Origin of the sequence: Kitasatospora sp. NPDC088351, from assembly GCF_040685575.1 — a bacterium.
Classification (GTDB): Bacteria; Actinomycetota; Actinomycetes; order Streptomycetales; family Streptomycetaceae; genus Kitasatospora.
In genome coordinates, this window is the sequence record NZ_JBFBIL010000058.1 from 17,471 (window position 1) to 29,807 (window position 12,337).

At 73.8% G+C, this 12,337-nt stretch carries 13 protein-coding genes; 4 read left to right on the forward strand and 9 right to left on the reverse strand.

From position 1 onward, the window contains the following. Positions 1-77 precede the first annotated feature (77 nt). Positions 78-254 carry a hypothetical protein gene (locus AB0P06_RS29960; RefSeq protein ID WP_363612791.1) on the reverse strand — a complete coding sequence of 59 codons (177 nt, stop codon included), beginning with the start codon at positions 252-254 and terminating at the stop codon, positions 78-80. A 125-nt stretch (positions 255-379) separates the two neighbouring features. After that, positions 380-1,939: a glycosyl hydrolase family 18 protein gene (locus AB0P06_RS29965; RefSeq protein ID WP_363612793.1), complete on the reverse strand. Its 1,560-nt coding sequence runs from the start codon at positions 1,937-1,939 to the stop codon at positions 380-382. A 585-nt stretch (positions 1,940-2,524) separates the two neighbouring features. On the opposite strand from AB0P06_RS29965, the gene AB0P06_RS29970 reads away from it, so the two are divergent. From AB0P06_RS29970 to AB0P06_RS29980, 3 genes are all read left to right on the forward strand, one after another. Beyond that, positions 2,525-3,322 (forward strand): TIGR03084 family metal-binding protein, encoded by a 798-nt coding sequence (locus AB0P06_RS29970; RefSeq protein ID WP_363612796.1) that lies wholly within the window; start codon positions 2,525-2,527, stop codon positions 3,320-3,322. A gap of 98 nt (positions 3,323-3,420) precedes the next feature. Next, the gene (locus AB0P06_RS29975) at positions 3,421-3,690 is read left to right on the forward strand and encodes a hypothetical protein (protein ID WP_363612798.1); all 270 of its coding nucleotides are present in this window, start codon (positions 3,421-3,423) and stop codon (positions 3,688-3,690) included. Positions 3,691-3,731: 41 nt separating this feature from the next. Further along, positions 3,732-4,433: a maleylpyruvate isomerase family mycothiol-dependent enzyme gene (locus tag AB0P06_RS29980; protein WP_363612800.1), complete on the forward strand. Its 702-nt coding sequence runs from the start codon at positions 3,732-3,734 to the stop codon at positions 4,431-4,433. A gap of 35 nt (positions 4,434-4,468) precedes the next feature. Here the strand turns inward: AB0P06_RS29980 and AB0P06_RS29985 are convergent, their stop codons facing one another. Both AB0P06_RS29985 and AB0P06_RS29990 read right to left on the reverse strand, forming a co-directional pair. Continuing rightward, positions 4,469-4,897 (reverse strand): hypothetical protein, encoded by a 429-nt coding sequence (locus AB0P06_RS29985; protein ID WP_363612802.1) that lies wholly within the window; start codon positions 4,895-4,897, stop codon positions 4,469-4,471. Positions 4,898-5,016: 119 nt separating this feature from the next. Then, a complete protein-coding gene (locus AB0P06_RS29990) occupies positions 5,017-5,652 on the reverse strand; it encodes a peroxidase-related enzyme (protein ID WP_363612804.1) in 636 nt (211 codons plus the stop codon). Between the two features lie 328 nt (positions 5,653-5,980). Here AB0P06_RS29990 and AB0P06_RS29995 point away from each other — a divergent pair, with 328 nt between their 5' ends. Then, positions 5,981-7,240 (forward strand): APC family permease, encoded by a 1,260-nt coding sequence (locus AB0P06_RS29995; RefSeq protein WP_363612806.1) that lies wholly within the window; start codon positions 5,981-5,983, stop codon positions 7,238-7,240. A 295-nt stretch (positions 7,241-7,535) separates the two neighbouring features. On the opposite strand, the gene AB0P06_RS30000 is transcribed toward AB0P06_RS29995, so the two are convergent. The 5 genes from AB0P06_RS30000 to AB0P06_RS30020 form a co-directional block, all read right to left on the reverse strand. Beyond that, the gene (locus tag AB0P06_RS30000; protein ID WP_363612808.1) at positions 7,536-7,781 is read right to left on the reverse strand and encodes a DUF1918 domain-containing protein; all 246 of its coding nucleotides are present in this window, start codon (positions 7,779-7,781) and stop codon (positions 7,536-7,538) included. 218 nt (positions 7,782-7,999) lie between these two features. After that, complete coding sequence (locus AB0P06_RS30005) at positions 8,000-8,281, reverse strand: dsRBD fold-containing protein (RefSeq protein ID WP_363612810.1); 282 nt, start codon at positions 8,279-8,281, stop codon at positions 8,000-8,002. Between the two features lie 194 nt (positions 8,282-8,475). Next, the gene (locus AB0P06_RS30010; RefSeq protein WP_363612812.1) at positions 8,476-9,336 is read right to left on the reverse strand and encodes a universal stress protein; all 861 of its coding nucleotides are present in this window, start codon (positions 9,334-9,336) and stop codon (positions 8,476-8,478) included. After that, on the reverse strand, positions 9,333-9,803 hold the full coding sequence (locus tag AB0P06_RS30015; protein WP_363612814.1) for a hypothetical protein: 471 nt from the start codon (positions 9,801-9,803) through the stop codon (positions 9,333-9,335). The genes AB0P06_RS30010 and AB0P06_RS30015 overlap by 4 nt, the downstream gene beginning before the upstream one ends. A 63-nt stretch (positions 9,804-9,866) precedes the next feature. After that, on the reverse strand, positions 9,867-12,290 hold the full coding sequence (locus AB0P06_RS30020; RefSeq protein WP_363612816.1) for a glycosyl hydrolase family 65 protein: 2,424 nt from the start codon (positions 12,288-12,290) through the stop codon (positions 9,867-9,869). Positions 12,291-12,337 lie beyond the last annotated feature (47 nt).

The window sequence follows — 12,337 nt, forward strand, 5'->3', positions numbered from 1 at the left end:
GTCTCCGGGGCCGCATCTCCGTCTGCGGAAGCGGGGCGGGCATCCGAAGGGCGCGGCCAACAAGAACCGCAGCATGGTCATCGTGGGCCGTTCACGCGGTCGGCGGCGCGCCAGCCGCCCTCGGGCAGCGGGCAGAACTCGGCCACGGTGTCCTTCGGCCGCTTGACCTTCCGGAAGGTGCCGTCCCCGCTGTCGAGATGCGTGACCGCGGACGACCGGTGCAGGATCTGATCACCCCCCTTGGCTGCGCTCACCACGACAGTTCCCCCGTACAGTGCCCTGCCCGGCGGGTCGTGTGATGAACCCGCCGGACAGGCTGCGGAGTTCGGCGTCGCGGCCGCCGGTGACGGGCTGAGGTGCGCCCAGTGCCGGCGGGGGGCTACTGGTTGGTGCCGTTGATGTAGAAGGGCTTCATGTCCACGACCTCGTTGGCCAGGGTGTGGCCCAGGCCCTCGCGTGCGGCGTTGGCGAGCAGGCCGGTGTCGGTGTCGGCGGTCCAGGCGAACAGGCCACCGAGGCCCTTGGTGCGGGCGTACTCGGCCTTGGCGCGGACGGACCGGGGGGTGTCGAGGGACATGTAGACCTGGCTGTCGGGGTTGTAGAGGTAGTCGGCGTCGGCGGTGGTGTCGGTGTAGAGGGTGAAGCCGTTGCGGCCGCTCTGCCGCTCCAGGTCGAGGTAGTTGCGCAGGATGTCCGCGTAGTCGCTCACCCCGGATTCGAAGCTGCCGACCGTCGCTCCGTCGGGGCCGGGGTTGTAGGTGCCCCGGAGCGGTGAGGCGCTGGAGACGGTGGCCTGACGGGCGTTGCGGCTGTAGGTGGTGTAGCTGAGGTGGATCGTGCGGGAGGGGACCTGGGCTTCGGCGAGGAGGTAGGTGACGGCCTTGTCGATGCTGAGGGTGTTGGGGTCGTCCGGGTTGCCGTACAGGCCGGCCTGGTGGCCCAGGGCGGGCGAGGAGGGTGAGGCGAAGAGGTCGTAGGCCATCAGGTCGAGCCGGCCGGCGCCGGATTCCAGCAGCGCGGGGACGTTCATCGCGCGCAGCCTGTCCGGCTCGGCGGGGATCGCCACGGCGATGGTGGCATCGGGTAGGGCGGCCTTGGTCTCGCGGATGAGCGTGGCGTAGTTCCCGGCGTCCTCGGGCCCGAAGTCGTTGCCTTCCGCGCCCTGGCTGCCGGGCCACTCCCAGTCCAGGTGGAGGGTGGTGAACATCGGGAAGGCGCGGAAGATCCGCTGCAGGGACTGTGTGAACCTGGCCCGGGACTGGGGTTCCTTGGTGATGTGGTGGAACGCCTGGCTCATCGTCCAGCCGCCGACGGTCAGCCCCACCTTCAGGTCGGGGTTGTCGTGGTGGAGCCGGTTCACCGCGCCCAGCAGCCCCTGGGCCTTGGCCGGGTCGAACATGTCGGCCGCGTCGTCCGACACGAAGCGGTTGAAGCCCAGATTGAGATAGGCGAGGACGTCGCCCCACGCGTCGATGAAGGTCACCGCACCCCGCTGGTTGGGCAGGTCGGACTCCGAGGAGGCGATCTTGAAGTCGATCGCCGCCCGGTTGATGAAGTCCCTCTTCTCGCCCTGGTCGCCGATGATGCCGGCGAAGCTGACGACGACCTCGTCGAAGGCACCGCCCGAGGCAGCCAGCCGCGCCGCGTCGATCCCTCGGCCGCCCACGCTGTGGTCGACGTTCGTGTCCCCGGCGTACGAGCCCAGGCGGGAGTCGTAGGCGGAGAAGTCGGTCAGGAACCCCGACACCGTCAGATCACCGTTGCTCCGGTAGGTGTTGAAGACCGTCTTCGCCACCCGGCCCGGCGTGAACGAGGGGGAGTGATCCGTCTTCGCCGGATCGAATCCGTTCGCCTGGTAGGTCTTCTCGGCCGCGCCCTTGCCCCAGACCTGCCCATCGCACGTGGTCCCCGGGTCCGAGGAATGCACCAGCTCGCTCATGACAACTTCCCATCACATTAAGTGCCCAGCCGGTTACCGGGCGCCCCAGGGGGAGCATAGAGTCGTACCGGGCCTGCCGAGGCGGACAACGGGAAACCGGGCACACCCTGGTCGGTGTCACACCTCTTGTCGGGAAGCCGGCCGGCGGAAGGGCGACGGGCGTGGGCCGCGTCGGTTCCGAGCAGATGACCCTGGTTCGGCCAAACAGCTGTTCGCGCGTGAACCTCCCCGTTTGGTCGGGCAGCGAGTCCGAGGTCGAGGACCTGGGCGGCGCGGCCGACGGAGCCGGGCATGAGGTGGCGGTAGAGGTGGTCGCCCGGGTTGCCGTGCGGCCTTTCGGGCTCGGTTGGGATGGGTGTAGCAGGGTCACGTCGGAGGGGAGGTGGAGCTGCCCGGTGACGGTGGACGGGCCGTGGCCGGTCCGGGCGGCCGGCAGGGTGAGCGGCGGCAGGTCGTCGTCCTGGGTCGGCGAATGTCCGGTGCCGGATACGGGCGGCACGTATGGAGAAGCACGCGCGGGGCCGCGTCCGGAAAATGAACGCGGGATCGGATTGAGCGCGCTTCGGCAAGGAAGGGAATGGCCACATGACCGCAATGCAGGACGTCTGCGCCGACCTGGCGACGGAAGGGGCCGAACTCGCCCGGCTGGTGACGGGCCTGTCGCCCGACCAGTGGTCCGCGCCGAGCCCGGCCGCGGGCTGGACGGTCCGGCACCAGGTGGCGCACCTGGCGCTGGTCAGCCACCTGATCGACCTCGGGGTGCGCGACCCGGTCGCTTTCGAGGCCGAGACCGCGCCCATCCGGGAGGACTTCGGGACCGGCATGGCGGCCCGGCTCGCCGAAGGCCTCGCCGAGCCCGTCCCCGACCTGCTGCGCCGCTGGGCCGAGCAGAGGGCCGCCGCCGAGAAGGGGCTCGCCGCCGCTCCCCGGCGCGAACCGGTGCCGTGGCTGGCCGGTCCGCTGCCGGCCGGCGTGCTCGCCGCGGTCGCGTTGATGGAGCTGTTCGCGCACGGCCAGGACGTCCACGAGGCCCTGGGCGTCCCGTACGCCTTCACCGATCGGATCGGCCACATCGCCTTCCTCGGCACCAGGACCCGGGACCTGGCCTACCGGGCCCGCGGCCTGGAGCCCCCCGCCGAGCCGTTCCGGTTCGAGCTGACCGGCCCGTCCGGCGTCTCCTGGGCCTTCGGCCCCGAGGAGGCCGAGCAGCGGATCTGCGGCCCGGCCGCGGACTTCTGTCTGCTCGTCACCCGTCGCAGGCACCGCGACGACCTCGCGCTGACCGCCGTCGGCGCGGCGGCCGACCACTGGCTGGGCATCGCCCAGACCTACCTCGGCCCGCCCGGCGAGGGGCGCGGCCGCATTGGGCAATATCACGTATAGATCGGCCACTCGGCGGCTGGTTTCCTCGCTGTCGGGCCGGTTCGGCCCGCCCGCCACGAGGGACCGGGAGGCGCCGTGCCAGAACAACGAACGAGTCGGTGGCTGCCGGCCGGACGGGCCACGCCACGCTCCCGGCGGCCCGGCTCGCCGACGCCGTGCAGCGCTGGTGGGCCCGGCACATCCCGGCCGAGTTCGGCGCGGCCTGCACCTGCGTCCACGCGGTGCCCGCCGTGGCGGCCGCCACGGCCGGCGGCCCCGTGCCCCGGCCGGTCGAGGAGGCGATGGCCGACATCGTCCACCGGCTGTACCGTACGGGTCTGCTGACGCGGCGCCAGGCGGGCGCCGCGGGCGAACTGACCACATCATGACGGCGGCGCCGCGCGACGCCCCGGAACCAGAGGAGACGACCGTGACAGCGGCGCAGACCCAGCACGATCCGGCCGAGCAGCACTTGGCCTACCGGCGCAGCCGGAAGGCGATCGCCACCCTGGTGGCCGGGCTGCCGGACCCGGCCGCCGTCGGCGTGTCCGCCTGTCCGAACTGGAGCGTGCGGGACCTGATCGGGCACCTGGTGCACATCTGCGAGTCGTTCGTCGCCCTGGAGGACAGCCAGATCGACCTGGGCCCGCTGGAGGGCGTCCCGGCGGCCGAACTGCTCGACCGCTGGGACGGGTTGGACGGCGCGCTGCTCGAGGCCCTGGGCCATACCCCGGAGCTGCGCCGGCGGATCCTGCTGCTCGACGTGTTCTCGCACGAGCTGGACCTGCGGCTGGGGCTGGACGCGCCCGCCGAGCCGACCGCGCACCCCGCGTTCGACGGTGCGCTGGACCTGAGCACCATGGGCTTCGGCCTGGCGGTGCACGGCGGCGGGCTGCCGGCGTTGCGGATCGAGACCCCCGGGCGGGCCTGGGTGGTGGGCGAGGGCGCCCCCGCCGCTACCGTGCGCGGGGTGGCGGTGGACGTGTTCCGGTCGCTGACCGGCCGCCGCACCTGGCCGCAGATCGAGGGCCTGGAGTGGTCCGGGGGATCGGCCGGGAAGTGGGCGGAGGCGTTCGCCTGGGGCCCGTTCGCGCCGCCCGCGGCCGAGGTGGAGCCGCTCGTCGGGCGCTGAGCGGGTCCGGCCGCCGCGCGCCGTGCGGCGGCCCCTCACGTCCCGGTCAGGGCGGGCGCGTGTACCGGGGCGGTGCCGGGGGCGGGCCGCCGCAGGGAGTCGGGCTCCGGCAGTGCCGGCAGGTCCGGCGCGGTGAGCAGCGCGAGTTCGCCCACCGGGCGTTCGCCCGACGGAAGTTCGCCCAGCGGGGCGTCCAGCCGGGCCCGGCCGAGGCCGGGGTCGGTGCCGTCCCGGCGGGCTGTTTCGGCGGCCACCACCTCCCGGACCGGCTCGGGCACCGGTTCGGCGCCGACCCGGTCGACGGCCGCCGTGCCGCGGGCCGGCGCGTCGGCGATCCGCGGATCGGCCGCCGCCCGGTCCAGGTCCGGCGGCAGCGGCGCGGCCGGCAGCAGCGACAGCGACGTGCCCGGCGTGGCCGTCGCCCGGACGGACGCGCGCATCAGGCCGATCAGCACCCGGAGCACCGGGCCGAGCGCCTGGCCTGGCCTGGGCGTTCGGCGGCAGCGGGCCCAGGAAGATAGTGACGGAGGACATGCCGGTGCTGGAGGAGGCGCCAGTCAGCAGGACCGCGGGCGAGGGCCGCTCACCTGCCTTCCGCCAGGCGCTCCTCGGAGACGGTGGCGTCCTCCGGCTGCGAGGCGATCCGGCTGCGGGTCACCGAGTTGCCCAGGCCCAGGCCGTCCACCAGGCGGTTGATGAAGGCGAACAGGGCGGCGGTGAACACCGCCTCCAGCATCTCCTCGTTGCTCCAGCCGGCGGCCTCGGTCGCAGCCCAGTCCTCGTCGGTGATCCGGAAGGCGCCGGTGCCGACCTTGGTGACCAGGCGCATCAGCGCCTTGGTGCGCTCGTCGATCGGCAGCTCCTCCACCGAGGGGGAGTTCTCGATCGCGTCGGTCAGCTCCTGAGGGCCGCCGAACTGGGCCAGGAACCAGTTGTGGGTGCCGACGCAGTACGGGCAGCCGTTGACCTTGGAGCTCCAGGCGGAGATCATCTCGCGGGTCGCGCGCGGTAGCACCCCGTCGTTGAAGACTCCGCCGTATCCGGCGATCACGACCTCCAGCAGGTCGGGGCGGCTGGAGACCAGCCGGAACATGTCCGGCACGAAGGGGATGCCCATCCGCGACTTGATCGCGTCGTACAGCTCCTTCGTCCGGCCCTCGGCCTCGGCCTCCTCCACCAGCGGGACGCGAACCGTGCTCAGCACATTCGGATCGGTCATGGGTAATCGCCTTCCCTTTCGACGGTACGGGTCGCCCCGCAGGCCTTTCCGAATCCGGGGGGACGCGTGGAATTCCTGCCCGGCTGGCAACTTCGTGGTTCTCCCCATGGTGGCAGGAACACTGCGGGCTTCTCGTCTCTCAGATTGCCCTGGATGCGCCGGCCCCGGACGCTGTCCGCCCGGCCCGGCGGCACGGGACAGAGCCGCGGGGTCTCGGGATCGGGTCCGGTCGGCGGCCGGACCGGGGCCGGCGCATCCAGGGGCAACCGTCCCGTCGCCGAGGTGGGATACCGTGCACCGTCATCGAGGGGCGATACAGGGGTTTGTCATGGGACGACGGGTCGAGAGCGCGCAGCCGCAACTACGCCGTCAGCTGGGCGTGTTCGACGCGGTGGTCGTCGGTCTGGGGTCGATGATCGGCGCGGGGATCTTCGCCGCGCTGGCTCCGGCCGCCGCCGCGGCCGGGTCAGGCCTGCTGCTGGGACTGGCGCTCGCGGCGGTGGTGGCGTACTGCAACGCGACCTCCTCGGCGCGGCTGGCCGCCCGGTACCCGCAGTCCGGCGGGACGTACGTCTACGGGCGGGAGCGGCTGGGAGCGTTCTGGGGCTACCTGGCGGGCTGGGGGTTCGTCGTCGGCAAGACCGCGTCCTGCGCCGCGATGGCGCTGACGGTGGGCGGCTACGTGTGGCCCGGCCAGGCGCACGCGGTGGCGGTGGCCGCGGTGGTGGCGCTGACGGCGGTGAACTACGCGGGCGTGCAGAAGTCCGCATGGCTGACCCGGGTGATCGTCGCGATGGTGCTCGCGGTGCTCGCCGCCGTCGTGGCGGCCGCGCTGACCTCGGGCGGTGCGGACGCGGTCCGGCTGGACATCGGTGCGGACGCCACGGCGCACGGGGTGCTGCAGGCGGCCGGCCTGCTGTTCTTCGCGTTCGCCGGCTATGCCCGGATCGCCACCCTCGGGGAGGAGGTCCGCGACCCGGCCCGTACCATCCCCCGGGCCGTCCCGGTCGCGCTGGGCATGACGCTCGTCGTCTACGCCCTCGTCGCCGTCGCGGTCCTCCTGGTGCTCGGGTCCGAACGCCTGGCCGGCGCCGCTGCGCCGCTGGACGAGGCGGTGCGGGCGGCGGGCGCGGACTGGCTTACCCCGGTGGTCCGGGCGGGGGCGGCCGTGGCCGCGCTCGGCTCGCTGCTCGCCCTGATCCTCGGGGTCTCCCGCACGACGCTCGCGATGGCCCGCGACCGGCACCTCCCGCACGCTCTGGCGGCGGTCCACCCCCGGTTCCAGGTGCCGTACCGCGCCGAGCTCGCGGTCGGCGCCGTCGTCGCGGTGGTGGCGGCGACCGCGGACGTGCGCGGGGCGATCGGGTTCTCGTCCTTCGGGGTGCTGACCTACTACGCCGTCGCGAACGCCTCGGCCTGGACGCTGACCCGGGCCGAGGGCCGCCCGCCGAGGCTGGTTCCCGTAGTCGGTCTGGCCGGCTGCCTGGTGCTGGCGTTCGCCCTGCCGGCGTCCGCGGTCGTCTCGGGCGCGGCTGTCCTGGCCGCAGGGGCCGCCGCCTACGCGGTGCGCCGGGGCGTCTCCTCGTAGGCCGGGGTCGTCGAGTGCGCCGGCCTGGGTTCCGGAGGCCGTTGCCCGGACGGTCGAGCTCCTCGGACGGCCCCGCCGCCGGGGCCGGACGGCCGCCCTGTGGATGGGTTGCGCGGCCGAGCGGGTCTGGCCGTGAGGGGCACGTGAAAGGTGCGGTGGGGCGCCGGCATCGTTGCCGAGGCCGCCGCGGTCGCGACGGAGAGCCAACCCGGCCTCGACGAGTCGCCGGAGCCGGTCGTCGGGCGTCGGGCGTCGGGCGACCGTGTTCATCGGCGCGGGCCGGTCGCTCGGCCCGTCAGTCGGCGAAGAGGTGCGGGTTGAGCGGTACGGGCGCGGCGGGGGCCTCGTGCTCGTGGCGGAAGTGGTGGATCCGGGCGTCCGGGCCGGGGAAGTACTCCGTCACCCGGTCGCTGTCGGACCAGCGCACGTCGTACGGCGGGCTGCCGTCCGGGTGGTGCAGGCCGATGATCTCGCCGTCCCTCCTGGTGGCGCCCGGCCGGGTGCCCTGGACGATGATGCGGTCTCCCACGGCGGCTTTCATGCCGTCCTCCTGCGGTCGGTACGGGACGGGGCCGGCCGCCCGTACCTCCATGACACCACCGGAGGCCGGGCACGGCAGGGGCCGGAAGGTCCCGGGCCGGTGGCCCGTCCTCGCCTGGGACCTCGACGACGGCGGGCCACCGGCCGGCTGACCGCACCCTGGCCCACAGCGGAACGGCCGCCACCGGGCAGCGCGTGTGGCGGGGCAGCGCCGACAGGTCAGGACGGCGGGAACGGGGCGTTCGTGGCCGCGTCGGTGACACCGGCGCGGAGCAACTGGTGTCCGAGGTCCACCAGGGCCCGCCCCGCCGCGTACTCGTCGCCGATCTCCGGTACGGGGTCGTCGTGGGGGTTGCGACGGGCCGTGGTCCGGCTCTCCAGCGTGTTGTCGCCGGTGTCGAGTACGGCGTGCACCTTGGTGACGTCCCCCTCCTCGAAGAGGTCCAGGCGAAGGGTCCACCGTTTGGTGCGGGCCGGCTGGGGTGCGGTGCCCTCGTTCATGTTCGCGTCCGTTCGTTCGGGGGCGGGCCACGCGGGCCCGTCCACGGGGACCGGTGCCGCCGGTGTGTCCGCGCGGCCCGCCGGGACGGGGGCGAGGCGTGTCCGGTACCTCCATCGTGGGACCACGGGCCGCGAGTCCGCGAGGGGAGCGGGCCCGGCGGCGGACGGACCGGCCGGGACCGCGACGCCGGTGGTCAGCGTCCGCCGCCCGGGGCGGAGGGCACCGTGACGACCGGGCAGTGGGCGCGGTGCAGCAGGCCGTGCGGGACGGACCCGAGCCGCATGCCGGTGAACCCGCCACGCCCACGACGCCCCACCACGACGGCGAGCGCGTGCTCGGAGGCTTTGGCGAGTTCCTCGACGGGGTGGCCGCGGATCACCTCGTGCGTGAGCGTGACATCGGGGTGGACGGCCCGGCGTCCGGCCGTGGTCTCGCCCAGCCGCCGCCGCAGGGTCTGGACGGCCGCGCCCTCGTCGACGTGGCCGTCCAGGTGCGACTGCCAGACCCAGACGGCGCGCAGCGCGGCCTGCCGCCGTTCGGCGAGGTCGAAGGCGAAGTCGACGGCCGCCCCGGACGACGGGCTGCCGTCCACACCGACCACCACGTACGGCGGCTCCTGGGTGACGTGCTCGGGTTCGCGGACGACCACCACCGGGCAGTGGGCCTGGGCGCTCACCGGGACGGTCACCGAGGACGTGCTCAGCACCTCCTCCAGCCGGTTCAGCCGGCGTGAGCCGAGGACGACGAGTGCGGCGTGGGCGGACTCCCGGCAGAGGAGCGGGGCGGGTGCCGCCTCCTTGACGGCGGTGGCCACCGACAGGTTCGGGTGCCGTCGGCGGGCGAAGGCCGCGGCATCGTCCAGGGCCCGGTCGCCGCGCTCCCGCAACTCCTTGAAGGCATGCGGATCCTCGGACACCGGCGGAAGGGCGTGGACCATCCGCAGAGAGAGTCTGCGGCGGTCGGCCTCGTCGGCCGCCCAGGCCACCACCATCCTCCCCGGGGTGAGGGTGTCCACGCCGAGGACGACCGGGCGGCGCTCGCTGGCGGATGTCATGGCTCCTCCACCGGATCGGCCGGCCGGTCCGTGACGACCGGCCCTGCTCCCACGGTAGGGAGACCGGGGCGTTCGGTGCGAGGGCCGTCCGGCCCCATGCGGGAGGGCCGGACCGCACGGGGCACCGGTTGTCCGGCCCGCAGCCGGTTCTCGATCAGCCGCCGGACGTCGCCGGTGTGCCGGCGCAGACGACCGGAGACGGCCACGGCCGGCGGCTGCGGAGCGTTGATCCGACGTGCACCGGCGGGGAGCCGGGCCAGGTCGGTCTCGAAAGCGGCCCGGGCCCGGGCGAGCGGAGGCCGTGCGGCGGTCCGCTCACCGCCCGACATCACCGTCTCCAGCAGCGGGGTGGTGTCCTCGGGCGCGGGCTCGTCCCGCAGTGCGACCGTGTCGGTGCACCCCGGCCCGCGATACACCTGCTCGGCCCCGGGCATCACCGCCAGTGGCGGACCGGACGAGTACGGCATCGACCGGCTGGTCCACGCCGGCGCACCGCACGTCGTACGGTGGACTGCTCTGGTCCGGCCGGCTCACAGACTGAAGGTGTGTCGCTCACCGGGCCGGACGATGGTCGGCGCTCCCCGGAACCGGATCTGGACGGGCTCCTGGCGGCTCTGCCGCAGGCTCACCGTCACCGCCCGCCGGTCGGTGGCGATCACCACACCCCAGTGGCCGCGGTAGCGGAGTTCCAGCTCCAGGCGGCCAAGGGCGGACGGCAGACGGGGATCGAGCCAGAGTGCGTCCTCGCGGATCTCCAGGCCGGTGTAGCAGCGTTGCAGCAGGTCGACCGCGCCGGCCATCGCGCCGAGGTGGATGCCCTCGGCGGTGGTGCCGCCCTGGGCATCCCGGAGGTCGGCCACCAGGGCGTCGCGGAAGTACCGCCAGGAGGCGCGGCGGTCGGAGCGGGTGAGCACCCAGGCATGCACCACGGAGCTGAGCGTCGAGCCGTGGACGGTACGCCGCAGGTAGTACCCGGTGGTGCGGCGCAGCAGCTCGTGCCCGGCAGGGTAGCCGAGCCGCCGGAGCAGGTCGCGGACCTCGCGGGCGGAGAACAGGTACCAGAGCATCAGCACGTCCGCCTGCTTGGACACCCGGTAGCGGTTGACGGTGTCGCCCTCGGCCTCCAGGATCCGGTCGAGCCGGCGCAGGTCGGGGTAGCGGTGCCGGTAGGCCGTCCAGTCGAGTTCGTCGAGCCGTTGGTAACCGTCGAACTGGCTGAGCACCCCGTCGTGGAAGGGGACGTGCAGACGCCGCCCGACGTCCTGCCAGCGGTCGAGCTCGGCGCTGTCCAGCGCCAGTCGTTCCAGCAGTTCGTCGCGGCGGTACTCCGGGAGGATCCGTACGGTGTCCAGGGCGCGGGCCAGCACCCAGGAGGCCAGCACATTGGTGTAGGCGTTGTCGTCCAGGCCGGGACCGGCCGCCCACGGGTAGGCGTCGTGGTACTCGTCCGGGCCGAGCACGCCGCGGATCGAATAGCGTTTCCGCCGGGGGTCGTAGGTGGCGGTCGAGCACCAGAACCGGGCGATCTCCAACAGCATCTCGGCTCCGGCCTCGGCGAGGAAGTCCATGTCACCGGTGGCCTGGTAGTACTGCCAGACGTTGTAGGCGACCGCCGAGCCGACGTGCCGCTGGAGGTGGCTGCGGTCGGGCAGCCAGCGGCCGGAGAGCGGGTTCAGGTGCAGCCGCTGGGACTCCTCGCGGCCGTCGCTCGCGCTCTGCCACGGGTACATGGCGCCGCGCAGTCCTGCTTCGCGGGCGCTCTGCCGGGCGGCGCCCAGCCGCCGGTGGCGATAACGCAGGACGGCCCGGGCGAGTTCGGGGAAGCGCGGGTTGAGCAGTTGGAGGACGAACAGTTCGTCCCAGAAGACGTGGCCCCGGTACGCCTCGCCGTGCAGCCCGCGGGCCGGGATGCCGACGTCGAGGTCGGCGGAGTGCTCGGAGTACGTCTGGAGCAGGTGGAACAGGTTCAGGTGCAGCGGGCCGGCGCCGTCGAAGTCCGCCTCGATCCGGCAGCGGCCCCACAACTCCGCCCAGCGCACGGAGTGTTCGGTCAGCAGCCGGTCGAAGGCGGCGGCCTGCGCGGCCAGGAGCCGGGAGGCGGGCAGGGGCGCCTCGATCGCCGGGTCGCGGGAGGTGTGGACCGCGACGGTCTTCTCGATCGTCACCGGGCGGTTCCGCCGGATCTCCACCGCGAGGGTCTGGGCCGCCCGGCCGTCCCGGAACTCCTCGGTGCGGTGGGCCGGGACGGGCGCGCCGCCCGCGTGGTGCAGGCGGGTGCGGGCCGCGAGCGCGATGTGCAGCGGCGACCCGATGGCGGCGACCTCCAGCCAGAGCAGACCGTCCTCGTCCACGCCCTGGCCGACGGGGAGGAGGTGGCGGTCGGCCAGGCCGCGGTAGCGCGCGACTCCGGTGTTGGTGACGGTGCCGTCCAGCTCCGAGCGGATCTCCACCGGACCGGACCAGTTCTCCGCCGTCAGCGTGCACTGCAGGACGAGCAGGTGCGGTTGCGCCTGGCTGGCGATCCGCCGCTGGACAAGCCGGGTCCGGCGCCCGCCGGAGTCCACCACCAGGGCGGTCCGGGTCAGGACACCGCGCCGGAGGTCGAGCTCCAGGGCCTGCTCGGCGGGCGGGCCGGTGAACCACGTGCCGCCGACGGGGCGGAAGGTCAGGGGCAGCCAGTTCGGGGTGTTGATCAGGTCCTCGTTGGTGACCACCCGGCCCGCGACCGTCGAGGCGGCGCGGTCGTAGCAGCCGGCCAGGTAGGTGCCCGGGTAGTGGACGCAGTCGGCGACCGACTCGGGTGCGGCGCCCCGGCTGACGAGGTAGCCGTTGCCGACCGCGCAGAGGACCTCCCGCAGCCCCTCCTCGGCCGGGTCGAAGCCCTGGTAGCACAGGGTCCACGGATCGGGCATCGCGGCGTTGGCCGCCGTCGTCGTGGCGGTGTCCGGTTCCACGCGCGGCCTCCGTGCTGTCGGCGTCCTTCCAGTCTGCGCAACGGGCC

Coding starts and splice junctions, on each gene's coding strand:
- AB0P06_RS29965 (WP_363612793.1), bottom strand. CDS start 1,939: ATGAGCGAGCTGGTGCATTCCTCGGACCCGGGGACCACGTGCGATGGG.
- AB0P06_RS29970 (WP_363612796.1), top strand. CDS start 2,525: ATGACCGCAATGCAGGACGTCTGCGCCGACCTGGCGACGGAAGGGGCC.
- AB0P06_RS30010 (WP_363612812.1), bottom strand. CDS start 9,336: ATGACATCCGCCAGCGAGCGCCGCCCGGTCGTCCTCGGCGTGGACACC.
- AB0P06_RS30000 (WP_363612808.1), bottom strand. CDS start 7,781: ATGAAAGCCGCCGTGGGAGACCGCATCATCGTCCAGGGCACCCGGCCG.
- AB0P06_RS30015 (WP_363612814.1), bottom strand. CDS start 9,803: ATGCCGTACTCGTCCGGTCCGCCACTGGCGGTGATGCCCGGGGCCGAG.
- AB0P06_RS29995 (WP_363612806.1), top strand. CDS start 5,981: ATGGGACGACGGGTCGAGAGCGCGCAGCCGCAACTACGCCGTCAGCTG.
- AB0P06_RS29990 (WP_363612804.1), bottom strand. CDS start 5,652: ATGACCGATCCGAATGTGCTGAGCACGGTTCGCGTCCCGCTGGTGGAG.
- AB0P06_RS30005 (WP_363612810.1), bottom strand. CDS start 8,281: ATGAACGAGGGCACCGCACCCCAGCCGGCCCGCACCAAACGGTGGACC.